Source organism: Parachitinimonas caeni (assembly GCF_030129945.1).
Taxonomy (GTDB): Bacteria; Pseudomonadota; Gammaproteobacteria; order Burkholderiales; family Chitinimonadaceae; genus Parachitinimonas; species Parachitinimonas caeni.
The window spans coordinates 266944-290557 of record NZ_JARRAF010000002.1 but is presented as its reverse complement, the minus strand read 5'-3'; the positions used below and the strand labels follow the sequence as shown (position 1 = coordinate 290557).

Below are 23614 nucleotides of genomic sequence, written 5' to 3'. Positions count from 1 at the left end.
GCAAGCCATCTTGGGCGCTGTTGACACTTGGTAGGTAAGCAATGGATTCATAAAGCAATGAGTCGGTCTGTAGGGCTTTCGTTTCTCATTTTGAATCAATGGGTTACTTTTAATGTCAACAGCGCCTGCCATCAGGCCAGCATGCCGTTGCGCGGCCAGGCCCCCATTGCCAGTTCGACCACCTGCCCTAATTGGGCCTTGCTGGCACCATCAATGGCCATGACGGATAGCCCCTGTACGACGGTTGCAAAGAAATTGGACAAGGCAAGGGTGTCGGTGCTCGGTGCGATTTCCCCATCCATGACGGCCAACTCCAGGCGGTGGCGCAAGGCATCGCGGGTGGTGCGGCGTAGGTCGGCAGTCTCCTGCTGGATTTCATGGTGTTCATTGCCGCAGCGCAGGGCGCCACTGGCAACCATGCAGCCAGCTGGCATCTCGGGCTGGGTAAACCGGGTGGTGCTGGTCAGAAGCAGATTGCGTATGGCGAGGCGGGCGCTGGTCGTGTCGGCCAGCGTCCGGCCGATGAAATCGCTCTGGGTTCTCAGGTAAAGGTTAAGGACTTCGCGGTATAGACACTGCTTCGAGATAAAGGCGGCATACAGGCTGGGTGCGTTGATCCGCATCGACTCGGTCAGCATGGCAATTGAGCAGCCTTCGTAGCCATGTTGCCAGAACAGCCGCAGCGCTGCCTGCAGGGCCTGATTCCGGTCAAACGTGCGTGGACGCCCCTTGGCGCGGGTTGCGATCTTTTCCATAACACTCTCTTGTTGGTTGTTTTGACCTATCCAGCCGGATACCTGCCTGTTGTTTCCGTCATCCCGGTCATGAGATGGAGGCATGCAGGAACCCTTTGAGCTGGGTATTTGTGTATTTGGATACTGCAAACAGCTACCGTCATTGGCCTGACAGGAAAGTCAGGCAGGCTAGGCTCTGTTGACGTTTTGTTTTCGGATCGCGCTTTGTCGGATTTGGGCCTGATGCAAGGCGAAAAGCGCGCCGCTTAGCGAGCTAAACAAGCGATTTCCCGTCTGGGCGCACAGGCTGTAAGCCGCTTTGCGGCAACAGCCACGCAAGGCTGGGTCGATTTTTGGAGCATGGCGTCGTTAGGGCTCGCTTATTTAGCGCGCTCAACCTGCCCCAAAAGCTCGACCCGGCGCGACCGGAAACAATATGTCAACAGAGCCTAGGGCACCCGATGGCGGCGTGGCGTCCGCCCAAGTGGACGCCAGATCACCCCACTGTCTGGTTTGATGTGTCGGAGAAAAGACCAAGGCTGTCCGCCAATCAAGCAGCAGGTGTGATTTCCTTGCAGCAAGCCAACTTAGGTTGGTTTACCGCCCAGGACCGGGTGCGCTGTCCTGGTCATTTCGAACGCGAAGTGAACTCTCCTGTGTGTGGTAATTAAAAACTGTCCGAAAAAACTACCATGCCAGTCTAAACAAGCACAAATAAACTGTCGATCTATTCCTGGTTGTAGGGGCAAGGAATAGCCAGTAGCATCTTCTGACGCTCCAGGACACGTTCCTCATCCAGCACAAGACGGCTCTACTTTCCTGGTTTTTGGATTGTTCGATAAAAACCGCTAAATTTTTTTGTATTTTTGGTTGAATTTGTCGGCTTGATGAATTTTTTCAGAAAAATCCACTGAGTTTTTGCGGTATGAGTAGCTGCTATTACTGCCTGCTTGGGGTTTTTCCAGTCTTTGCAACGTCATTGCAAGCGAGGGCGACCAACTCGGGAGAAGGCCGTTTCTGCAGAAAGTGACAATGGATGTATCAAATGTCATTAAATGCAGTTGATGGGGTGTGCGGGTGGTAAATGGTCGTAATAGTTATTTAATGTTCAAACGTGCCGGGGGTGTCATGGTCAAGCAGGATTTTTCTATTTCGGCCGTTGTTGCCGGATTCCTGGCTGTACTGGTGTCGTTTGCGGGGCCGCTGGTGATTGTCTTTCATGCCGCCAAGAACGCCCATCTTTCAGATGACCTGACTTCCAGCTGGATCTGGGCGATCTCGCTGGGTAGCGGAATTACCGGGCTGGTATTGAGTTGGCGCCTGAAAGTGCCGGTAATCACAGCGTGGTCTACACCGGGAGCGGCGCTGTTGGTCGGTATCCTGCCCACCATGCCCTATGCGCAGGCGATCGGTGCCTACATGCTGGCGGCCCTGCTGATTACCGCCATCGGGCTATCCGGTACCTTCGATAAGCTGATGCCGCGGCTGCCCAAAGGCTTGGCCGGCGCGATGCTGGCGGGGATTTTGCTGCACTTCGGCACAGAGGTTTTCACGTCGATCAAAGCCATGCCAGCCCTGGTGTTCGGCATGCTGGCCGTGTATTTGCTGGCGAAACGGATATGGCCACGCTATGCCATTGCGGCGGTTCTGCTGGTGGGAATATTGTTTGCGGTGACCTCGGGGGATGCCCAACTGTCAGCCATCCGGTTTGAATTGGTTGCGCCGGTGTGGACCAAGCCAGAGTGGAGCGTGAGTTCGGCGCTCAGCCTGGCCTTGCCCCTGGCTCTGGTTACCCTGACCGGGCAGTACGTACCCGGCATGGCGGTGCTCAAGTCTTCTGGTTATCAGACGCCAGCCGGCGGCATTGTGACAACGACGGGCATCGGCTCCTTGTTGCTTGCGCCATTTGGCGCTCACGGCGTCAATCTGGCGGCGATTACGGCAGCCATCTGCACCGGCAAGGAAGCGCACGAAGATCCGGCCAAGCGTTATGTTGCCGGTATTGCCTGTGGTCTGTTCTACATTCTGGTGGGGGTGTTCGGCGGTGCTTTGGCCCTGCTATTCGCGGCACTACCTAAGGCGCTGATTGCCACGCTGGCCGGGTTAGCCCTGATCAGCGCCATCACGGCAGGATTGGTCGGCGCGATTCAGGACGAAAGTCATCGTGAGTCCGCCATCATTACTTTTCTCGTGACCGCCTCAGGCATGAGCTTTCTTGGTCTGGGGTCGGCCTTTTGGGGCTTGGTGATTGGCGGTGTGGCCTACGTGGTGCTGCATAAGCCCTGGCATGGCCCCACCGATGCCGCCCTGCCCGCTGGATCGGTTACACAGAATCAAACCAAATAAATCCTCGTTTCCTGTTCGGCAGCCTCGTTTGCCGCACGGCGCAAAAGAATCCCCTTCCCTGGCCGGTTAACCGGCCTATTTTTTTGTCCGCACAAGGGTATGAATTTCATTCATGTTGGTTTCTGGCTGTCGTGCATGGCCTGCATGTTAGACTGCGTGGACGGGAATCTGTCTCCTGTAGTGCCTATGCTTAAACAATAGGTACTTCCTGTTTTCTTCAACATATTCAATTGCCAGCAGCCATGACCAGTCGCCACAACCAGCTTACTTCTCTTCTCCAGCAACGCATCCTGATTCTTGATGGCGGCATGGGCACCATGGTCCAGCGCCATTTGCTGGATGAGCGTGGCTATCGTGGCACCCGCTTTGCTGATTGGCCGAGTGACTTGAAAGGCAATAACGACCTGCTGGTGCTGACCCGGCCCGATGTGATTGGTGGCATTCACCAAGCCTACCTCGATGCCGGTGCCGACATCATCGAAACCAACAGCTTCAACGCCACCAGCATCGCCATGGCCGACTACGGCATGGAAGAGCTGGTGTACGAACTGAATTTTGAAGCGGCGCGGCTGGTACATACGCTGTGTGAAGCGCAAACCGCCAAAACGCCGCACAAGCCGCGTTTCTGCGCCGGGGTATTGGGGCCTACCAACCGTACCTGCTCGATCAGCCCCGACGTCAACGACCCTGGCTATCGCAATGTCACGTTTGATGAGCTGGTGACGTCGTATACCGAAGCCATTCGTGGCCTGGTGGATGGCGGTGCCGACCTGCTGCTGGTCGAGACCATTTTCGACACACTCAACGCCAAGGCGGCGGTATTCGCCATCAAGCGCTTCTTTGCAGAACGACCGGAGCTGGAACCGCTGCCGATCATGATCTCAGGCACCATTACCGACCAGAGTGGCCGGACCCTGACCGGGCAGACCACCGAGGCGTTCTACAACTCGCTGTCGCATGCTGAGGCACTCAGCTACGGTCTCAACTGTGCCTTGGGGCCGGATCTGCTGCGGCCCTACGTTGAGGAAATCTCGCGGGTGTCGGCGGGCTTTGTGTCGGTCCACGCCAACGCTGGCTTGCCGAATGAATTCGGGGGTTACGATCTGGCGCCAGAAGAGATGGGCAAGCAGGTGCGCGAGTGGGCTGAATCCGGGCTGATCAATATCGTTGGTGGTTGCTGTGGCACCACGCCCGACCATATTGCGGCCATTGCCCGTGCCGTAGACGGTGTTTCGCCACGCCCCCTGCCGCAGTTGGAGGCCAAATGCCGGTTGGCTGGGCTGGAACCCTTCAATATCGGCGACAGCGACCTGTTTGTGAACGTGGGTGAGCGGACCAACGTCACCGGCTCACGCGCTTTTGCCAAGCTGATTCTGGCGGGCGACTACGCGACGGCGCTGGATGTGGCCCGGCAGCAGGTGGAAAACGGCGCGCAGGTGATCGACATCAATATGGACGAAGGCATGCTCGATGCGCAGGCGGCGATGGTGCGCTTTCTGAATCTGATCGCCGCCGAGCCGGATATTGCGCGGGTGCCGATCATGATCGACTCGTCCAAATGGAGCGTGATCGAGGCCGGCCTCAAGTGCATTCAGGGTAAGGGCATCGTCAACTCGATCTCGCTGAAGGAAGGCGAAGCCAGCTTTATCGAGCAGGCGCGTCTGGTGCGGGCCTATGGCGCCGCCGTCATCGTGATGGCGTTTGATGAAACCGGTCAGGCCGATACCTATGCTCGCAAGACCGAGATCTGCGCCCGCTCTTACAAGATCCTGACCGAAGTCGTTGGCTTTCCGCCGGAAGACATCATCTTCGACCCGAACATCTTTGCCGTGGCAACCGGCATTGAAGAGCACGCCCGTTATGGCCTCGATTTCATCGAAGCCACGGGCTGGATTCGCCAGCATCTGCCGCACGCCAAGATCAGCGGTGGGGTATCGAATGTCTCCTTCAGCTTCCGTGGCAATAACAAAGTACGTGAAGCCATCCACGCGGTGTTTCTCTATCACGCCATCCAGCGTGGCATGAGTATGGGGATCGTCAACGCCGGGGCGCTGGAAGTGTATGAAGAGATCGCTCCCGAATTGCGCGAGCGGATTGAAGATGTGGTGCTGATGCGCACCCCCAAGGATGGCGGCGACCCGACCGAACATTTGATTGCCCTGGCGGAAAAGTTCAAGGGTGAGGCCCAGCAAGGCAAGGTGGAGGACCTGAGCTGGCGCGAATGGCCGGTGGAAAAACGGCTGGAACACGCGCTGGTCAAAGGGATTACCACTTACATCACCGAAGATACCGAAGAGGTACGCGCCAAGTCGGCTCGGCCCATCCATGTGATCGAAGGCCCGCTGATGGATGGCATGAACGTGGTCGGCGACCTGTTCGGCGCGGGCAAGATGTTCCTGCCGCAGGTGGTGAAATCGGCCCGTGTCATGAAGGCGGCGGTGGCGTATCTGGAACCGTTCATCGACGAGGAAAAGCAGCGGCTCGGCCTTGCCGACGCGCCGGCCAAGGGCACCATCATCATGGCAACGGTGAAGGGCGACGTGCACGACATCGGCAAGAACATTGTCGGGGTGGTGCTGCGCTGTAATAACTACAAGGTGATTGATCTGGGCGTGATGGTGCCGTGCCAGACCATCCTCGACGCCGCCCGCGAGCACAAGGCCGACATCATCGGCCTTTCCGGGCTGATCACCCCATCGCTCGAAGAAATGGCCCATGTCGCCAAGGAAATGCAACGGCAGGGCTTCACCATTCCTCTGCTGATCGGGGGGGCAACCACCTCGAAAGTCCACACAGCCGTCAAGATTTCACCGAATTACGAACAGCCCGTAGTGTACGTGCCCGATGCCTCGCGTGCCGTAGGCGTGGTGTCGAACCTGCTGTCCGAGACGCTGCACGATGACTTCGTGGCGGGTGTCAAAGCCGAATACGACAACATCCGCACCATCCACGCCAACAAGGGCAAGGCCGACCTGTTGCCGATCGAAGCGGCACGCGGCAATCGCTTTGCCTTTGAGTGGGGTAGCTACCAACCGCCCCAGCCGCGTCAATTGGGGCTGCAGCGCTTCGAGCGCTACCCGCTGGCTGACATCGCCGAATACATCGACTGGAGCCCCTTCTTCAATGCCTGGGAGCTGTTCGGCAAATATCCGGCCATCCTCAACGATGAAAAAGTCGGTGAATCGGCCCGCAGCCTGTTTGCCGATGGGCAAGCCATGCTCAAGCAGATGATTGACGGTAACTGGGTGCAGGCGAATGGGGTGATCGGCCTGTTTCCGGCCCATGCTGATGGTGATGACATTGCACTGTTGGACCCACAAACCGGCGGCGAGCTGATGCGCATGCACTGCCTGCGCCAGCAGAACAAGAAAGCCGAGGGCAAGGCGAACTGGTGTCTGGCGGACTTTGTCGCCCCAAATGACAGCCAGAAGGCCGACTATGTGGGCCTGTTTGCCGTCACGGCCGGGTTGGGTATCGAGCCGCATGTGGCACGTTTCGAGGCCGCTAACGATGATTACAGCGCGATCATGGTCAAAGCCCTGGCCGACCGTCTGGCCGAAGCCTTTGCCGAGTTGATGCACACCAAGGTACGGCGTGAACTATGGGGCTATGCCGCCGATGAGGCGCTGGATAACCAGGCGTTGATTGACGAGCAATATCAGGGCATCCGCCCCGCCCCCGGCTACCCGGCCTGCCCTGACCACACCACCAAGACCGATCTGTTCCGCGTATTGGCGGCCGAGGGCATCGGTATGCAACTGACCGAAGGCTACGCCATGCTGCCCACGGCTGCGGTTAGTGGTCTCTACTTCAGCCACCCGCAGTCGCAGTATTTCGCGGTCGGCAAACTGGGCCAGGATCAGGTCACCGACTACGCCCGCCGCCGTGGTGTGAGCCTGCAACAGGCCGAACGGGATCTGGCGCCGAATCTGGGGTATGGGGGATAAGGATAGATTTATTGGAAATTATCCCTGTTCTGATAAATTATCAAAACAGGGATAATTATTGATAAAACTGATGATTTACTACTCCAGAGTCGCTTTGGCTGAGCAGCTCGCCAATGAGCTGCGCGGCAAGGCTTTGTTCAGTGACGCCCACAATGGCTTGTTTCTTGCGGCCCCCCGCCGTACCGGTAAATCGACGTTTCTGCAGGCTGACCTCAAGCCCGTGCTGGAGCGCGAAGGTGTAGTGGTGGTGTATGTCGATTTATGGTCTGACCAGAGGCGTGATCCAGCCATTTTGATTGCAGAAGGCATCTCCCGGAAACTGCATGAAAAGCTGGGCCCCGTTGCCAGAACGGCGAAGGCGGCCGGGTTGAAAGAAATCGTTTTGGGCGGGCTCAAAATTGATACCAGCAGGATTGGCCAGATAGATGGCACGACCTTGCCTGAGGCATTGCGCGCCTTGCATGAGATGGTTGCAGCGCCGCTGGCACTGATAATTGACGAAGCCCAGCATGCCTTGACCAGCGAGGCTGGCGAGACCGCCATGGCAGCACTCAAGTCGGCGCGCGACCAGCTGAATCGTCCCGGTCAGATCAATTTGATGCTGGTGATGTCCGGGTCGGATCGCGACAAGCTGCTGCGTTTGGTCAATACCAATGGCTCGCCATTTTACGGATCGCAAATCCACCGCCTGCCTGAGCTGGACCTGCAATTCATTGCACATATTGCAGGGTTGATTGAACAGCAAAGGCCGCCACTTGCACCGGTTGATCAGGGCTTGCTGTATCAGGCATTCCAGCTGTTTGGCTGCCGCCCGCAGTTTTTCATGGAAGCATTGGGCCAAGCGCTTAGCCCGCTCGCCAGTATTTCTGGCCGGTTTGAAGCGGCTATGCTTGATGCCGCGCGGCAACGTCAGCTGGATGATGAAGCCCAAATGGAGTCGGTGTATCTGGGGCTCAAGCCGTTGGAGCAAGCAGTGCTCCGGCGCCTGCTGGATTTAGGATCGCGTTATCGCCCGTATGATGCAGAAGCGCTCAAGTTCTATCGTGATGTCACCGGAGAAAAAGTGACGGCGGCCAAAGTCCAGAACGCTCTGGATGTGCTGCGCCAGCATAGCCCGGCTCTGATCTGGAAATCGGCCAGGGGTGAGTACTCGGTGGATGATGCCGCCATGCATCGCTGGTATGCACAACGAGTGACCGATTGCTCATGGCCACCTGCCGACCCCCTGCTTGATCTGCGGGATGATTGATCGCGCTACCCACCCGGCTCCGTCACAAACCCCAACTTGAGAATGCCCGCCCGTTGTACGGCCGCCATGGTTTTGACGACATGCTCGTAATTGACCTTGCGATCGCCCCGGATATGGATTTCCGGCTGAGGTTGCTGGCTGGCGGCGGCGCGCAGGCGTTGATCGAGGGTGGCGGCGTCAACGACCGTATCGTTCCAGTGGACCGTGCCGTCGACCGTGACGGAGAGCGTGATGGTTTCCGGCTTGACCACATTGGGCTGGTTCTGTGCCCGTGGCAGGTCGAGTTTGACCGAGTGCGTCAGCACCGGCACCGTGATGATGAAGATGATCAGCAGAACCAGCATGACGTCGACCAGCGGCGTCATGTTGATTTCGCTCATGACTTCATCGCCGTCTTCAAGTCCGTTGCCGAAAGCCATATCAACGTACCTCTGCAACAGACTTGGCGACGGGCGAGCCGGTGAGGAAGTAGGCATGCAGCTGTCGGGCGAAGCGATGCAGCTTGCTGATAATGCCCTTGTTGCTGCGCACCAGTGCGTTGTAACCCAGCACCGCCGGGATCGCCACCGCCAGACCGAAAGCGGTCATGATCAGGGCTTCGCCTACCGGCCCGGCAACTTTGTCGATGCTGGCCATGCCCGAGGTGCTGATGCCGACCAGCGCGTGATAAATCCCCCATACCGTACCAAACAGACCAACAAACGGCGCCGTTGAGCCCACCGAGGCCAGAATCGACAGCCCGCCCTGCATTTTCTCGGCGCTGTCGTCGATGGCGCCGCGCAGGCTTTCGGTCAGCCATTCGGTCAGGCTGATCTGACCATGCAGATCTTCCTTGTTGTGAGTGTGGTGCTCGACGGCGGCCTTGCCCTCCAGTGCCACGTAGCGGAAGGGGTTGCGACCACCATCGGCTTCCAGCAGAGCCATCCCTTCCGCAAAGCTGCGGGCGTGCCAGAAGCCCGACATATTGCGGGCGGCGCGACGCAATTTCATGGCGCGCCAGGCGTGCGTCAGCATCACATACCAGGAAGCCAGCGACATCAGGGCCAGCAGTACGGCCACGCTTTTGATCACCAGATCGCCCTGGCTCCAGAGGGCCATCAGACCGTAAGGGGTGTTGTCCATCTTGGGTATCTCCTGTGTTCAGTCAGTCAGCGAAAATTCAATCGGTTGTACGTACCAGAACGGGATCGGCTCATCGCCCCGCTTGGCAGGCAGATAGCGCCAGCGCCGCACGGCATTGAGCGCTGCCTCGTCCAGCCGGGCATGGCCGCTGCTCTGCTTGAGCTTGATCTCCCCCACCGCGCCATTCGGCAGGATGTAGACGTCCAGCAGGACACGACCCTGTTCGCCCAGTTTGCGGGAGGCCGGCGGGTAGGCTGGGGCCGGGTTGTTGAGGTGAGCGGCATCGGTGCGGGGTGGGGTGACCGGTGCTGGTACGGGAGGGGCTGCGGGTGCCGGGGGTGTCGGTGCAGAGGCGGGGCTGGCTGCCGGTGCTTCCGGCTTGCCCGGTGCGGCGGTTTCGGGCGGGGCGGTGACGGCCCGCTCCGATGGGGCGGCTTTCGGCAAAGGGAGCGCAGCAACCGGTTTGGGCACCGGCGCCTTGTGTACTTCCGGGGCAGCCGGGAGCGGCTTGGGCGGCTCAACCGGTGCCGGGGGCGACTCGGGTAATAGCACACCAATCACCGTGGGTGGAGTGACCGGTGGCGGCGTGGCTGGCCGGCTGAACGCCCAGGCCAACATGCCGACATGCAGGCCCACCACCAGTAGCAATAGCTTGCCACGAGGGCTGGCGGGCACGATGTCATGGCTGGCATCCAGTGCCGGCAGCGTGAGCGCCTTGGGGCTGGTAGGGCTCATGGTTGCGCCCACATCCGCAGCAGGTTGTGATAGCAGTTGGTGAGTCGCACCGCTGTCGCATCATCCCCATGCTGCTGGCGCAGGTCGAGAATCGACATATCGAGTTCGAACAGCAGATCCCGTTGCTGCGGCTCACGCACCATACTTTCCAGCCAGGAGAAACAGGCGAGGCGCTGACCGCGGGTAACGGGCTCCACCCGATGCACGCTATACGAGGGGTAAAGAATCAGATCGCCTGCGGCCAGTTTGACGGCACGACCACCAAAGCCATCTTCAATGACCAACTCGCCGCCGTCGTATTCATGCGGTTCGTTCAGAAACAGCGTAAACGACAGATCGGTGCGTACATGCCGCGCGGTGGCTGGATGGGTCCGCACCGCGTTATCGACATGGTTGCCGAATGAATTGGCCTCGTCGCCATAGCGGTTGAACAGCGGGGGATAGATGCGCTTGGGCAGGGTAGCGGTGAAAAACAAGGCGCTTTGGCTCAGTGCCTCCAGCACGATGCCACGCAGGGCTTGCGCTGCGGGGCTGTCCTCCGGCAATTGGCGATTGTTCTTGACCTGGGCGGCCTGACTACCAGCGGTGACTTTGCCATCGGCCCAGTCGGCAGCGCCCAGCAATTCGCGGCACTGCGCCAACTGGCTGGCGGAAAGAACGGCGGGGAGGTGATGCATCATGGCTGGCTACTCGCTTGGGTTCAGATTTGGCTGGCTAGAAGCGGGAAGGGGGCTCAGGGACCTCAGCAGGACGGGAAGCAGAGGCTTCCCATCCTGTCGAGGTCCCGTTTCAGGCTTAGAACTTGAATTCGCCGGTCAGAATATAGGCACGGCGAGTCCCCGGTACGGCAAAGCCGCCGTTGTCGTACAGCGCGTCGTAATAAACCTTGTCAGCCAGGTTGCGCACGTTCAGGCGGGCCGTCCAGCTCTTGGCTTCGTAGCTCACCATCGCATCCCAGCGCTCATAAGCCGGCGCGGTGTTGGGGTTGAATTCGCCGTTGGTGAACAGGGATGACGCATCGGCTGTCGAGGGGCTGTAAACGTAGCGTTTGCCCTTGGCTTCCACGCCGCCACCCACCTTCCAGTTGTCGGTCAGCTTGTAGGTCGTCCACAGATTGAAGGTGTAATCCGGCGTGTTGCGGGCGCGCTGGCCCTGCAGGCGGGCGTCGGCTTTGGTGATGACACCGGTGGTAGCGTTGCGGTTTTCAGCCACCTCCAGAATCTTGGCGTTCATCAAAGCCAGACCCGAGAACACTTCCCATTGCGGGGTAATACGGCCAGCCAGCTCAAACTCGATGCCGTCGGTGCGGCGCTTGCGGGTCAGGATGGAAGCGGTCGATTCCAGATCGGTGTTGCGTTCCCACTCTTTGTTGGCCCGGTAGAGGGCCGTGCGCAACGCCAGATCTCCATGCATGAACAACCACTTGGCACCCAGTTCGATCACCTGGCTGCGTTCTGGATCATAGGCACCACCCGACAGTTGATAGAGGTCAGCCGTGGGGCTGAACGAATCGCTCAGGCTCAGGTAGTAATGACTTTCCTCTGCGGGCTGCCAGGACAAACCTGTACGCACACTCCACTCGCCAAAGCTCAGTTTTGGTGAGGTGGTGCTGGAGTAATCCGCCTTCAGCTGGTCACGGCGCGCACCAATCAGCAGTTTCCACTGTGGGACAAACTCGATCGAGTCCTGCGCATACAGGGCGTAGCTGTCACCTTTGAACGTGGCGGCCGGGGTGGCGGTGTTTTCCACGTCAGGGTAGTACTGCGGCGCACTGGCCGTGCCGACGTTCAGCAGGCCACGGCGGTAGCCATCTTCATTCAGATATTCAAAGCCGGCCAACAGCTCGTGTTTCATGCCCAGTGCGGTCAATTGCGCGGTCAGGTCAGACTGCAGGGTGACGGTTTCATAGCGGCTCTTGCGCGTCTGGTTGCCGCCGGTTGCGCCGATGGGGCTGGGCGCCAGGGTCGCGTTGGGGGTTTTGGCCCAGTATTGGCGCTTGTAGTCGGCGTGGCGCAGCTGGGTGCGCAGCTCGGCACCCGACTGGAAGGTGTGGCTGTACACCACCGAGCTGATATGGGTGTCGCTGTCGTCAAAGTTGCGATCAATGCCCCAGAAATACTCGGCCGGGAACTTGGTATTGACGCGGTGGATGGTGCTGTCAAACGACACGCCGTAGTCGGCAATATCACGGGTCTTGGTGTAAACATGGCTGGCGATGATTTCGTCTGCTGTGCTCAAGCCAAAGCCGACACTGGCAGCGATGCCGCTACGGTGCAGTTCCGGTTCGGTGCCGCTGGTTGGGTTGGCGCGCTTGCTGCCTTCATCGCGGTTCATCACATTCAGCCGGATCGCCGTGGTGTCGTTGATGCGCTTGTTGAAATCGCCAGTGACTTCGCGGTAATCATGGTTGCCGAGGCTGGCAGTGACTTTATTGCGGTCGAGCCGCAAAGGGGTCTTGCTGACCTGATTGATCACCCCACCGGCCTGACCACGACCAAACAGCATGGCCGCCGATCCGCGCAGGACGTCAATCTGCTCCAGATTGAATGTTTCCCGATTGTATTGCGCGGTGTCGCGAATGCCGTCCAGGTACATATCCCCAAAGGTATAGAAACCGCGCAGCATCATGTTGTCGCCCGAGCGACCGCCTTCGGCGGCGTTGAAGGTCAGGCCCGATACATTACGCAGGGCCTCGCGCAGCGAGCCGACCTGCTGCTCTTCCATCAGCGTGTTGGTAACGGTGGTGACGGCTTGCGGAATCTCATGCGGGTCTTGCTGGACTTTGCCGACGCGAGTCTTACTGGCGCGATAGCCATCAGGTTGAACCTCTTTATTGCCGCTGACGGTCACTGTTGGCAGCGTCTTCTCCGACTTGGCGGGTGTGGTTTCAGCCTGGGCATTGAAGGCCACGCCGGCCAGCATCATCGCCCCCAGAGTCAGCAGAGGCTGACGCGGGCGCCCGGAGTCGGTAAGGGAAGCGTTGGATGGTATTGGTTTGAGTGTCGATGACATGAAGCATCCCCAAGTAGTGCCAGTCGAAGCCCAATGTGCGGGCTAGCGCTGAATATCTGTTGTTGGTAGTCCGTGCGCAGAGAGTGCCACCCCCTGCCGTAGGCCTTGATGCAGCAGGCCGTGCCAAGTGCCTGCCTTGATGGGCGGTCTTTGTCGGTCAAACGGACGAAGCCGGGCAGGCGCGCATTATATGGTATTAGGAATCATTATTGTTATCATTATCATTCTCACTTGGAGTGCAGGATGGTAGTAATTCCCGATTTTGTGCCGGCAATAAGCCAGACGCTTTCGGTAAACTGAGCGGCTTTGCGCGATGTGCGCTTCCCTGGAGAGAAGAGCTATGTTTCAGAAATTGTTTGCTGCAGCTGGCTTTGGCGGCGCCAAGGTGGATGCCCAGCTGGATAAAAGTCAGTACCGGCCTGGCGAACTGCTGACCGGGAAAATCCTGATTCGTGGTGGTTCGGCCGAGCAGGACATCGCAGGCTTGAAGGTTTGTCTGCTGACGCAGGTGGAAATTGAAAGCGACAGCGGTAGCCGGAGTGAAAACCGCGTGTTGGCACGTTGGCAGCAACATGAAAAGAGCTTGCTCAAACCAGATCAGCAACTGACCTTGCCATTCAGCATGCAGCTGCCGTTGGAAACGCCCATCACCATGCTGCCGGGCAATCCTCGCGTAGTGCCAGTCTGGCTGGGGACAGAGCTTGAAATCGACTATGGGGTCGATGCCAACGATCGCGACTATCTGCGGATTGAGCCGGTACCGGCTCAGGCCAATGTACTTCGTGCCATGGAAAACCTGGGGTTCGTGATCAAGCATGCCGATCTGGAAGCGGGTCAGGCTCGTGGTAACGGCTTTGCATCCAGCCTGGGCTGCTATCAGGAGATCGAATATCGTGCCAGTGGCACTCGCCGTTTGCGCCTGAATGAAGTCGAAATCACGTTTGTCTTGCGGGCGGATGCGCTGGGGGTGTTGATCGAACTCGATCGAGTGGGACGTTCAGATACCTGTGTGTCGCGCATGTACTCATTGAATGCAACGACGTCTGACATTGAAAACGATCTGTACGGTCTTTTGTGCTGATCTTTTTCAGCGCAGCCCCTGATCAGGGCAACTTAAATGCCGGGGCCTGCAATCTTCCTGAAACTCAGGCTGATTCGGGCTCCGGCCCCTGGCTGTTTGGGAATGGCATGCAGCCATTCTGTCTGGATGGCTGGGGGCATATAAAGCAGACTGCCCGCTTGCAGGGGGTAACTATACTCCACCGATTTGTTTCGCTTGGCCCGAAAGACTAGTTGCCGGCTGGCTCCCAATGAAAGGATGGCGACTCCTGTGTCTGGCGCCAGCTGGTCAAGGGCATCCGAGTGAAAACCCATAGAAGATTCGCCATCCGGGTAGTAATTAATCAGGCAATTGTTTGGGACAAACCCGATGATGGGTGCCATAGCCTGGGCAATTTGAGCCAGAATTTCCGGCATCGCCTGCCATTCATACCGAATTTGCGAGTAGTCGTAGGCTTCACCAAAACTGGCGGTCTTTCTGGCTCGCAGGCGTTCGTCCCAGATTACGCTGGCTTGCAATGTGGCCAGCAGACTGCCCGAGTCTGTGAGGAAGTCGGGGCGGTATAACAAATCGGGCTGCATGGTCGGAGAGTCCTCATTGACAAAGCCACTCCTGCTCTCTATGCCGAAATGTAGTGGTGTGGCGGGGCGGTGGCGTGGTAGTGCCTTGGCTGTTGTCCCGATTTTCAATGATGAGATGGATCGGAGGCAATCATGTCCTTGAATAAACTGGCAATGCTTGTGAGTGCCGTGTCTTTGGTTGGCGGCCCTGTGCTGGCTGCCGAGACTGCAATGGCCCCAGCTGCCAAAGACCAGGCACCTGTGCAGGTGCAGGGAAATCAGTTTGCAGATAACCCTACCTTGCTGATCGTTTGTACCAAGCAGGCGTATCCCGGTGGGATGACCTGCACTCAGCCTTCTTCGCTGGGGTCCACCTGGACCGGGGATGTCCTGAATAACGCCTTCATCCAGTATGGATGCTCGCGGGCTGGTGGCACGGCGTACACCTATTCCTGCACCGGGAAAGGGCTCGAAGGGGCTGTTCAGTACTGGATATTTACCGATACCGGTAACGTGAGCACCATTTTGTACGTGCCTTACGCCGTTTAATATCTGCTTGATGTGTTTGCTGAATGCGCGCCGAGGCTTCGGCGCGCTTTTATTTTTTGTGGAAGCCCTTCTCCTGCGGGTGGGGATCAGAAAAAGAAAACGGCCTGCCGGGTTGCCCTGCAGGCCGTTGGTTTCAGACAGAATGGGTGTGCTTAGTTCGGAACCAGCTCTCTCCAGGATGAACGCTTGCCACCGGTTGCGGGGGTTGCCAGGCCGGTGCCCAGGTCAATGGCCTTGAGTGGGCCGGTGGCGTAGGTCAGCAAGACACCCAGTGAGGTCTTGGACGTGGTCGAGAAGTAGACCTTGGTGGCGCCCACAACCAGCTGAGGTGCTTCAAAGCCTTGCTGCAGCCCCTTGCCCGAGCAGTAATCCATGACATAACCACGGCTCTTGCCACCGTATTCACACGCTTGCGGCGTGGTGGTGGGGATATTGGTCGGCACGAAGGTAATGCCGCTACCCAGAATCGGATCGACATTCACCCGTTCCCCGGTACCGCTCTGGAAGTCCACATACCAGCCGTCGTGCGTGTTGATGTCCACCGAGTTGTTGCTGACAGTCAGGTTGGTGAAGTCGATCGTCTGCTTGATCATCGACGAGCTGCCATTCAGCGTTTGCCGGGCGGCCGGGATGTCGTCACGGAAGCCATAGAACGACTGGGTCTGGGTGTTTGAAACATCGCCCACGCCGAGATACTGGCCAGTACCGACCAGAACCAGGCGCTTACCCAAGCAGGTGGTAACGATCGGCGTAGTGGTTACCGGTTGTGCAATACCGCTGCTCGACAAGGTGGCAATCTGGGCGACCGTTGGGGTGGCAGTCGTTACGTCGAAAGCGTAGACCTTGCCGGTCAGATCGCCGCCATAGATCTTCTTGGCGGTATTGTTCTGATCGTAGAACTCGACATAGCCTGCAATCTTGCCAAGGCCATCGGTCCCCGAGGCGGTTTCATTCAGTACATCCCCCTTGATGGCATCCAGCATGTAGAGCCGACCAGCCTGAGTAGTGCCTTGTGCATAGCCCGAGGTGACATAAGTGACCCACTTGCCGTCGGTAGGCCGTTTGGTAATGACAGGGTTGCCGAAGGCGTAGCCCATATCGCTATCCGACTTGGCGCAGAGGGAAGAACTATTGCAGAACTCCCACAGCGGCTTGGGTTCATCCGGATCGGTAACATCAAGCGCAAAGTAACCTTTGCCGCCAGCGCCCAAGCCAACCACCAGAATGGTTTTCCACTTGTTGTCGTTGGTGTCGTAGACGTCTTCTGCCGTCAGCTGGCCATCAACAAAGTAGCGGTGCAAAGTGGAATATTCGGCATCACCCAGCACATACATACCCGAGAGCAGCATGCGTGGCACATACGCCCACAGCTCATCACCCGTGGAGCCATCGAAAGCATGCAACATGCCATCGTTACCTGCGGCATACAGCACCCCTTTGCGCGAGGCATTCCCCTCTTTGTAGCCGCCACTGCCCAGATAGCCGCTATCGGTGTAGTTGCGGTTAGGTGTATCAACAAAGACCGGAGAGGAGTTCACCAGGTCGCCCAGAATGTAATCACGAGTGCGGAACAGGGCTTCGTTGGTCTTGTCGCCGCGCAGGAAGTCAACCAGTTCCTGGCCGTTGTTGACCTTGGTTTGATCAGCGCCTGTCAATGTGGCGCACTGAGACATGGCACTGCATTTGCTCTGGAAGTAACTCTTGGCGCTGCCATCCAGTCCGCTCCAGCTGAAATCGATGCGGCCTCCAGTGCCGTTCTGGGTGTAGATCTTGCGGGAGGCGGCACCTTTGGTATTCAGTAGCTCTTGGGCAGCCCATTTCGGCGTGGCGGAAACAGCGGCGGTATCGGGATTGATGGTGTAGGCGCTGATCTGGCCATCCCACTTGCCGGTGCGGTAGGTGGTGACGTAGACGTAGTTATCGGTCTGCGTAATCACTGGCGAGCTGGTGGCCGCACTGGATGCAGCACCGGTTACCACTTGAATACTGGCGACGATTTCTTTCAGGCCGGCGACAACCTGATCTGCACTCTTGGCGCTGAAATACTTGCCGCGACCGTTGACCGCAGCGTGCCAGAGATCGTCCACGGCGGTATCAGCATTGGCGGCGGGCACGGGCCAGTCGCAGGTTTCGCTGCTGGTGGCCTGCCATTCACAACCGGTACCACCCGTACGGATCTTGGCAAAGTCGCCCGAAGCACTGGTTTTGTAATCGCTCTGATACTTGAGTCGGCCGTCCACGCCCAAGCCCAGCGAGTAGGTGACCATATGCTGCCAGTTCACCGGATCATCGGCAGACAAGGGGACGACGTTCTTGCCGCGAGGGTCCGTATCGGCAATCAGGTCCGTCAAATAGTAATACTGGGCAACGTCGGCCAATGTTTTGGTCGAGCCAGACAAGGCACCGTCATACACCCCATCATCCCGGGATGAAGTCTTGATGGTGCTGGTGGCACCAGAGGCCGCATCAGTAACGGTCGCCGTGGCGGCAGAGTTATTGTCGGTGTTGACGATTTCCGAGCCACTCAGATCCTGGCTGGTGTTGCCATTCCAGTAGCCATCGGTGGTGAGCAGCGCATAGTTTTTCTGGCAGGCGTACTGGATGGCAGTCGAACCGGAGGTGACCGCGTTGATGCCGGAAGTCTTGCCCGCAAAATAACGTCCTACACGCGATAGCGCTTCCCGTAGCGGTGTGCTGCTACCGGGGGTCTGGTCGTAAAACTTGGTGTACCAGTTGGTGCGCTGGGTGCCCTCGAAGGTATCAAGACCCAGAAACTCCGCCGAGCTGTTTACGTTGATGGTGATAAAGCCAACGCGGTAGGCGTTGGTGATGGTCGAGAACGCCTGGCCGGCAGCAGACTTCATGGTTTGCAGACGGCTGCGGTAGTAGCTGAACCAGTTGGCGAAGTTAGTCATTTCTTCAGCGTAGGTACAGGTTGCGCCGGCGCAGTCAGTGCGGGTAATCGCTTTCGGGTAGCTGTTGTTGGACGAAACGATATCTACGCGATTGAAGCGGGATGCTGGAACCGATGCTGACGGAACATCATCTACACCGCCCGATACCGATGTGGTACCGATGGTCACTGTGTGGGAAATAGGCACAGAACTATCGAAGGTATCGGTTGCGGTAATCGTTACCGTACCGTTTTTATCCGAACCGTTGGCAACAGCAGTGATTTTGACCTTGCTACTTGAAATCGAGCCGGTGTAATCGGGGCTTGAAGTGTATGAAGTAATTTTGTTCGCGATGGCGGTCTCAAGCGAGGACTGTTTGGTGGAGCTGTTTATTCCACTTACCGAAACTGGCCCACCCAGAATTTCGACACCATTGACCTTGATGCTTGATACCTGGGTAATTGACGGATAAGACGCGTCACCGGCTTTGGTGACATCGAATGTCGTCGATCCCTTAGCGCTTGAGGTGCCACCTAATACCGAGAAACCGCCTGATGCGGGCGACGTCGTGAAGCCAAAGCTGGCACCCGTGGTGTCGGTGACATCCGCAGCACTGACCGAAATGGAGCCGTTGTAAACCACGCCGTTGACCGCGCCCTTGATCGTCACAACGTTGCTGGAAGAGGTCGCCGTATAGTCTTTGGACGACACAAAGCTATTGATCTGCGCGGCGATGGCCGAGGCAAGGTTGGTACGTTTGGTACTGTTGTTGATGGCTGTTACCGATACGGGCGCACCCAATATGTCCACACCGTTGATCACGATTGAGGTCACCGTGGTCTTGGTGGGGTAGGTCGTATCGCCAGCTGACGAGATGGTCAAGGTTCCCGTGCCTTTTGCCCCGGTGACGGCCGGGATGGTCGCCCCGAAGAATGACACCTTGTTGTAGGCATTGTCCGATCGGCGGGCGCGGCATTGGGTCAGGCCGGTATCTTTACACCAGACGTAACGGGCCGGCACCGTGTACGAGCCTGTCGGAGTCGATGAAGAGGTGCAAGAGTTAAACGAATCGTCTGTGCAATAACGATCTGATGTGATGTTGTAATAATAAGGCGCCGTGCCTTTGTAATTTAAAAACTTATAAATGGTGGCACTGGTGACAGAGGTAGTATCCGGATAAGCATAATCATCGGTTGCATTGTTGTTGTCCGAGATATTTTCCTTACAAGTTCCGGTGCCACCTGTACCGCCACGCGTATCGCAAAAAATCGGAATCGGGAATTGCGTGGTTAAATTGATCTTGGTCGTGGCGCCATAATTATAGAAATCATAACTGCCATTATCGTAGGAGCTATAAAAAGCCTGCTTGCCGAAGCCATCAACTTTTACCTGAGTCCAGGCCGTGGTATTGGCAGAATTTTGTGTGGGGTAATCATTACCCGCAGCATCTTTGGGCGGAGCATAAACAATGGCCGGGTTATACCACTGGCTATTGAAATAGGGGCTGGCATAAGGTGGGCTACCAAAAAGGCAGGAACCCGTTGGTTTGCGCAGGGTGATGCCAAGCGCAGGGTCGGTCCAGTTATTGCCGCTGCTGGTATCCACCCAGTTATTGTTCGGGTTGACATAAGCTTGCCGGCAATAGACATCATTTACCCAATCAGGGGTATAGCTTTGCCCCATCGAACCGGAATCATCAAGTATAAACATCAGATTCGGTTTGACCGAGGTATTGGCAGCCAGGGTGCCTAGCGGCACGTTCGAAATATCGGCCGCAATAATCGGCTGCGACATCAAGGCGAACGAGCACACAAGAAATATCCCTTTTTGCCTAAAGGGTGCGACGCTGTGAGGACTATTCAACATGGCAATATCTCCCATGTGCCGGCGGGCCGGCAGACGACAATAAGCAGTTTCAGAAAGACATCTAAACCAGATCCGAAAAATAATTTGAAGCGGTTATTTGCGTAGCCATTGACGAAGCTATTTGCGCGGCTATTTAAGAAATGGGTAGCCCAACCAGTGATTGGACAACCGACACCGTATTTCTCGGGCCTTGCACCCGCACATAAACGGCGTAATAAACCAGAGGTTTGGTGGTGACCTCCGGCGTAAAGCTGCCGGAGCGGCAATCTTCTCCATCGCGGCATTGGCTGGCCGAACCGGCAGGATCGACGGTGTTCATCATGCAGGTCTGGCGGCTGGGGGTGCCGGGCAAGGTGCATTGGCGCACGATCATGTAACTGACCTTGTTGCCCAGGCTATCGGTCTGTGCCGATTGGCTGTTGGCAGGCACTACGGTGGCAGTAGACCAGGCGGAGTCGGCAAACCAGTTGCGGTCTGGGTCGGGTCGGGTGTTCAGGTAGGCCCCCGTGCTCGACATGGTGTTGATCGAGGTTGAATTGGTCACCAGCCACTGAAAAGCGCGTTCAACACCGCGATCCGCTGCAGATACGGCCGCCTGCCGGAAGGCAAAGTTGCCGACAACCTGATTGCCGTTATCGACGGTCTTCATCAGTGCCACGCCAGCCAGCGACATGACCACCATGACCACCAGCGCAATGAACAGAACCAGGCCGTGCTGATGGCGGGGAAGGAGTGTGACTGGTTTCATGTTAAGACCCCCAGATCATGTTGCGGATGGGCACAATCGTTTGAAAACTCTTGTACCGATAACGCTGTTCGTCAGAAGACAACACGACTTTCACTTCATCCGATGTGGCGGTGCCAGGGAAGATGACGATCTCGCTGGTGGTCACTGCGGTTTTCTCCAGCAGATTGCTGCGGGCCACGATCGCGACTTTCATTGCCACGACATCCTTGATGGTTTTGCCTGCCGGAATCGCATCACGCGACTGGCCATCCGAGAACACGTATTGCGCCTGCAGGTTGACGATGTCGTCGGCCACATCGCCCGTGTTTTCGGGAAAGATCAGATCGGTGAAGGTCAGCCGCTGCGGGTTGCCGGCAATGGTGTAGGACTTGTAGGTCGGCGCATTGCCCAGGCTGTAGACGAAGGCCGCATTGCTGGCCTTGGGCGATGGGTTGCCGTCATAGGCAATGTCCAATGACTTGGTAAACCGTGCGGCGCCGTTATGGCAGATACGGGTAACTGTGCTGCTGTAGCAAGGGTTGGTCGAAGCCGAGTTATTGGTCGCGGTCACTTGCGACATCGAGCAATCCTTGCCCTGTTGTACGATCAGGAACAGATCGCTGTTGTTGGGAATTGCCGTGTCGGCATTGAATGCCACCGAACTATTGAGCTGGATATTGGCATTGCCGGTGATGCCGATCGGAGAAACCGCTGCCGGGGCGGCCTGTACCCGTGCGTTACCGTAGAAAATATTGATGGTGTCGGGCAGATGGCTGGCGCCATTCAGACCCCCTTGTACGATCTGCAGCGGGTTCAGCGTGAACATGAAAGCCTGGGGGATGCGCGCTGCGTCCTGGGCCCGTACCGTGCACCCCCAGAAGTCAACATTGCTCTGCTGCACACCGTAGCCAGCCTGACGCAGATCGCGCTCGATAAAGTAGAGGCCAATCCCGCCGTTTTCCTGGGCGCTGCCAGCCGAGCTGGAGGTGCGGCGATAACCCTGGGTGACTGTGAACACCTGATAGATGACCAGAACCCCGATCATGCTGATCAGCAGTCCCACCAGCAATTCGACCAGGCTGAAACCGGCCATGGCCCTGCGTCCTGGCGACCTGCCCTTGCCGGGCAATTGTGAGGTGATGTCTCTCATGTCCGTAGCCCTGTCAGGAGTTGGCGTTGACGTAGGCGGTGGTCGTGTAGTTATGCGTGATCGCCGCCGAATTCTGGGTATTGGATGTTCTCCAGCGAACCGTGACCGTGACCTGGATACCGTTACCGGAAGGGTCTGAGGTCACCGCTACTACCGGGGCGGCCTTGGCGGGGCTGCTGGCCAGGTCCACGCCGGGCATGGTGGTCTGTACTTGTGCCAGCCAGGCATTGAGTGGCGCCTGGGTAGATGACGTACACGGATCTGCGCAGTTGTAAGCCGTTACATTCGCCTTGTTGACCCAAAGCGTGCCCACCAGCTGATTGGCCAGAAAGGCGGCATCCATGCGGTATTTCGACTCGCCAACGCTTTTGATCGCGGCAGCCTGCAGACCAAACATCGCCAGAATGCCGAGCGAGAACACCAGAATCGCAATCAGCCCTTCCAGCAGCAAGACGCCACTTTGTTGCTTGAGGCTTGTCTGGCTGGAGCCGGGCAAGCGATGACAGGAGAGAGTCCGGGAGGTTTTCATGCGCAGGCTCCAAGTTTTCCGGCAGGCAGTTGCGGGTCACAGCTACGGATCTGTCCTCCTGCTGACACCAGAATATTCAGGCAGCGCAGCTCGTCGCTGCAGTCCCCGGCGTTATCGTTCTTGACCTGGATGGTGACGGCCGTGGTACGGCCCAGGCTGTCGAAAACGACCTCGCTGGCGGTGGCTTCGATATTCGCGACCCGCGAGCCGGATCGACCCGAACCCGTCTGGATGATGCGCGGGGCATCCGTGGGTGAGGGTGTGGCATTGCAGCTGCCAGACGGATCGTCGAGGCTGACTACCCAGGCTTCGGCGTTGACATCCTTGCTGCAGCCGGAGTTGAGGTTGTTGGTCAGCGTCACCCTGGCGGACGTGTTCTTGGCGATCGCATACGTCCGCGCCGACTGCAGTGCGGACTGCAGGTTTTCTGTGGCGTTGCGGATCTGCTGGCTTTGCATCCATTGAAAATAGCCAGGTATCGCTATAGCCATCAGAGAACCGATGATCGTTACCACAACCATCATTTCAATCAACGAAAAGCCGTGCTGGCTGATGGAGGAACTGACTGGACTACACTGACTGGTTTTCATCGCATGTCCTTCCCGTCGTGTGCAAGTTGCTCAGATCAACAAGTGCCGGCCTTCGATGAGATCCAGCAGCTCTTGGGTAGGCCGGAGGCGCCAGTGAATTTGGTGGTGGTTCTGACGTTGTTTTCGTTGATGGTGTAGGTGTAGTCACCGGCTGCTCCGCCCACGATGTCCTTGCTGGTGGCGGTGGCGACGTAGGTGTTGGCGTCCCCGGTGCAGCTGAAATCCCAGTATTTAACGCTGGTCGGGGCTGCAGCACCGCAGGTGGTGCCGGCGCTGACATAGGTCCGGTTGTCCTGAAAGTACTGCTCCTGGCGCAGGCGCCAGTCCATCAGCGCCGAGTGGCCTTCCGCCAGTTTGCTCTTCAACAGATGGTCGCTATAGAGCGGTAAGGCAATCGCAACCAGTATTCCCATGATGGCCATCACAACCATCATCTCGATCAAGGTAAAGCCGCGAACTGAATTGATGGGGCGCATGAGAAGTCTCCCTTTCTGGCGTAAGTCAGTGTATGACCACGTTATAGGAAACCCCCAGTAACACTGAC

At 57.7% G+C, this 23614-nt stretch carries 18 protein-coding genes; 5 read left to right on the top strand and 13 right to left on the bottom strand.

What is annotated here, in order from left to right:
* Positions 1 to 131: 131 nt before the first annotated feature.
* Positions 132 to 755 (bottom strand): TetR/AcrR family transcriptional regulator, encoded by a 624-nt coding sequence (locus tag PZA18_RS02940; protein ID WP_284099292.1) that lies wholly within the window; start codon positions 753 to 755, stop codon positions 132 to 134.
* Between the two features lie 1083 nt (positions 756 to 1838).
* Between PZA18_RS02940 and PZA18_RS02935 the strand changes: the two genes are divergently transcribed.
* The 3 genes from PZA18_RS02935 (at position 1839) to PZA18_RS02925 (ending at position 8276) form a co-directional block, all read left to right on the top strand.
* Positions 1839 to 3080, top strand: coding sequence for a benzoate/H(+) symporter BenE family transporter (locus PZA18_RS02935; protein WP_284099291.1), 1242 nt, complete (start codon positions 1839 to 1841; stop codon positions 3078 to 3080).
* Positions 3081 to 3322: 242 nt separating this feature from the next.
* Positions 3323 to 7027, top strand: a complete 3705-nt coding sequence (gene metH, locus PZA18_RS02930; RefSeq protein ID WP_284099290.1) for a methionine synthase — start codon at positions 3323 to 3325, stop codon at positions 7025 to 7027.
* A gap of 70 nt (positions 7028 to 7097) precedes the next feature.
* Positions 7098 to 8276 (top strand): ATP-binding protein, encoded by a 1179-nt coding sequence (locus PZA18_RS02925; RefSeq protein ID WP_284099289.1) that lies wholly within the window; start codon positions 7098 to 7100, stop codon positions 8274 to 8276.
* Positions 8277 to 8281: 5 nt separating this feature from the next.
* Here PZA18_RS02925 and PZA18_RS02920 read toward each other — a convergent pair whose 3' ends face one another.
* The 5 genes from PZA18_RS02920 to PZA18_RS02900 form a co-directional block, all read right to left on the bottom strand.
* Entirely contained in the window at positions 8282 to 8695 is a 414-nt protein-coding gene (locus tag PZA18_RS02920; RefSeq protein WP_284099288.1) for an ExbD/TolR family protein, read from the bottom strand.
* A 1-nt stretch (position 8696) separates the two neighbouring features.
* Positions 8697 to 9398 (bottom strand): MotA/TolQ/ExbB proton channel family protein, encoded by a 702-nt coding sequence (locus tag PZA18_RS02915; protein ID WP_284099287.1) that lies wholly within the window; start codon positions 9396 to 9398, stop codon positions 8697 to 8699.
* Positions 9399 to 9416: 18 nt separating this feature from the next.
* Positions 9417 to 10133: an energy transducer TonB gene (locus PZA18_RS02910; RefSeq protein ID WP_284099286.1), complete on the bottom strand. Its 717-nt coding sequence runs from the start codon at positions 10131 to 10133 to the stop codon at positions 9417 to 9419.
* A complete protein-coding gene (locus PZA18_RS02905; RefSeq protein ID WP_284099285.1) occupies positions 10130 to 10813 on the bottom strand; it encodes a Fe2+-dependent dioxygenase in 684 nt (227 codons plus the stop codon). Before PZA18_RS02905 ends, PZA18_RS02910 begins: the two co-directional genes overlap by 4 nt.
* A 115-nt stretch (positions 10814 to 10928) precedes the next feature.
* Entirely contained in the window at positions 10929 to 13145 is a 2217-nt protein-coding gene (locus tag PZA18_RS02900) for a TonB-dependent receptor (protein ID WP_284099284.1), read from the bottom strand.
* A 340-nt stretch (positions 13146 to 13485) separates the two neighbouring features.
* Between PZA18_RS02900 and PZA18_RS02895 the strand changes: the two genes are divergently transcribed.
* Complete coding sequence (locus PZA18_RS02895) at positions 13486 to 14226, top strand: sporulation protein (RefSeq protein ID WP_284099283.1); 741 nt, start codon at positions 13486 to 13488, stop codon at positions 14224 to 14226.
* A 32-nt stretch (positions 14227 to 14258) separates the two neighbouring features.
* Here the strand turns inward: PZA18_RS02895 and PZA18_RS02890 are convergent, their stop codons facing one another.
* The gene (locus tag PZA18_RS02890; protein ID WP_284099282.1) at positions 14259 to 14786 is read right to left on the bottom strand and encodes an alpha-ketoglutarate-dependent dioxygenase AlkB family protein; all 528 of its coding nucleotides are present in this window, start codon (positions 14784 to 14786) and stop codon (positions 14259 to 14261) included.
* 132 nt (positions 14787 to 14918) lie between these two features.
* Between PZA18_RS02890 and PZA18_RS02885 the strand changes: the two genes are divergently transcribed.
* Positions 14919 to 15314 (top strand): hypothetical protein, encoded by a 396-nt coding sequence (locus tag PZA18_RS02885; protein ID WP_284099281.1) that lies wholly within the window; start codon positions 14919 to 14921, stop codon positions 15312 to 15314.
* A 152-nt stretch (positions 15315 to 15466) separates the two neighbouring features.
* Here PZA18_RS02885 and PZA18_RS02880 read toward each other — a convergent pair whose 3' ends face one another.
* The 6 genes from PZA18_RS02880 to PZA18_RS02855 all read right to left on the bottom strand — a co-directional run bounded on the left by PZA18_RS02880 (position 15467) and on the right by PZA18_RS02855 (position 23546).
* Positions 15467 to 20020, bottom strand: a complete 4554-nt coding sequence (locus PZA18_RS02880) for a PilC/PilY family type IV pilus protein (RefSeq protein ID WP_284099280.1) — start codon at positions 20018 to 20020, stop codon at positions 15467 to 15469.
* Between the two features lie 187 nt (positions 20021 to 20207).
* Positions 20208 to 20822 carry a pilus assembly PilX family protein gene (locus PZA18_RS02875; RefSeq protein WP_284099279.1) on the bottom strand — a complete coding sequence of 205 codons (615 nt, stop codon included), beginning with the start codon at positions 20820 to 20822 and terminating at the stop codon, positions 20208 to 20210.
* 1 nt (position 20823) lies between these two features.
* Positions 20824 to 21894, bottom strand: coding sequence for a hypothetical protein (locus PZA18_RS02870; protein ID WP_284099278.1), 1071 nt, complete (start codon positions 21892 to 21894; stop codon positions 20824 to 20826).
* A 70-nt stretch (positions 21895 to 21964) separates the two neighbouring features.
* Positions 21965 to 22480, bottom strand: a complete 516-nt coding sequence (locus PZA18_RS02865; protein ID WP_284099277.1) for a type IV pilus modification PilV family protein — start codon at positions 22478 to 22480, stop codon at positions 21965 to 21967.
* A complete protein-coding gene (locus tag PZA18_RS02860; RefSeq protein WP_284099276.1) occupies positions 22477 to 23070 on the bottom strand; it encodes a GspH/FimT family pseudopilin in 594 nt (197 codons plus the stop codon). Before PZA18_RS02860 ends, PZA18_RS02865 begins: the two co-directional genes overlap by 4 nt.
* A 35-nt stretch (positions 23071 to 23105) precedes the next feature.
* On the bottom strand, positions 23106 to 23546 hold the full coding sequence (locus PZA18_RS02855) for a type IV pilin protein (RefSeq protein ID WP_284099275.1): 441 nt from the start codon (positions 23544 to 23546) through the stop codon (positions 23106 to 23108).
* Positions 23547 to 23614: the final 68 nt, after the last annotated feature.

Coding starts and splice junctions, on each gene's coding strand:
- PZA18_RS02900 (WP_284099284.1), bottom strand. CDS start 13,145: ATGTCATCGACACTCAAACCAATACCATCCAACGCTTCCCTTACCGAC.
- PZA18_RS02920 (WP_284099288.1), bottom strand. CDS start 8,695: ATGGCTTTCGGCAACGGACTTGAAGACGGCGATGAAGTCATGAGCGAA.
- PZA18_RS02860 (WP_284099276.1), bottom strand. CDS start 23,070: ATGAAAACCAGTCAGTGTAGTCCAGTCAGTTCCTCCATCAGCCAGCAC.
- PZA18_RS02870 (WP_284099278.1), bottom strand. CDS start 21,894: ATGGCCGGTTTCAGCCTGGTCGAATTGCTGGTGGGACTGCTGATCAGC.
- PZA18_RS02925 (WP_284099289.1), top strand. CDS start 7,098: ATGATTTACTACTCCAGAGTCGCTTTGGCTGAGCAGCTCGCCAATGAG.
- PZA18_RS02855 (WP_284099275.1), bottom strand. CDS start 23,546: ATGCGCCCCATCAATTCAGTTCGCGGCTTTACCTTGATCGAGATGATG.
- PZA18_RS02890 (WP_284099282.1), bottom strand. CDS start 14,786: ATGCAGCCCGATTTGTTATACCGCCCCGACTTCCTCACAGACTCGGGC.
- PZA18_RS02935 (WP_284099291.1), top strand. CDS start 1,839: ATGTTCAAACGTGCCGGGGGTGTCATGGTCAAGCAGGATTTTTCTATT.
- metH (WP_284099290.1), top strand. CDS start 3,323: ATGACCAGTCGCCACAACCAGCTTACTTCTCTTCTCCAGCAACGCATC.
- PZA18_RS02910 (WP_284099286.1), bottom strand. CDS start 10,133: ATGAGCCCTACCAGCCCCAAGGCGCTCACGCTGCCGGCACTGGATGCC.
- PZA18_RS02905 (WP_284099285.1), bottom strand. CDS start 10,813: ATGATGCATCACCTCCCCGCCGTTCTTTCCGCCAGCCAGTTGGCGCAG.
- PZA18_RS02915 (WP_284099287.1), bottom strand. CDS start 9,398: ATGGACAACACCCCTTACGGTCTGATGGCCCTCTGGAGCCAGGGCGAT.
- PZA18_RS02885 (WP_284099281.1), top strand. CDS start 14,919: ATGTCCTTGAATAAACTGGCAATGCTTGTGAGTGCCGTGTCTTTGGTT.
- PZA18_RS02875 (WP_284099279.1), bottom strand. CDS start 20,822: ATGAAACCAGTCACACTCCTTCCCCGCCATCAGCACGGCCTGGTTCTG.
- PZA18_RS02940 (WP_284099292.1), bottom strand. CDS start 755: ATGGAAAAGATCGCAACCCGCGCCAAGGGGCGTCCACGCACGTTTGAC.
- PZA18_RS02865 (WP_284099277.1), bottom strand. CDS start 22,480: ATGAAAACCTCCCGGACTCTCTCCTGTCATCGCTTGCCCGGCTCCAGC.
- PZA18_RS02895 (WP_284099283.1), top strand. CDS start 13,486: ATGTTTCAGAAATTGTTTGCTGCAGCTGGCTTTGGCGGCGCCAAGGTG.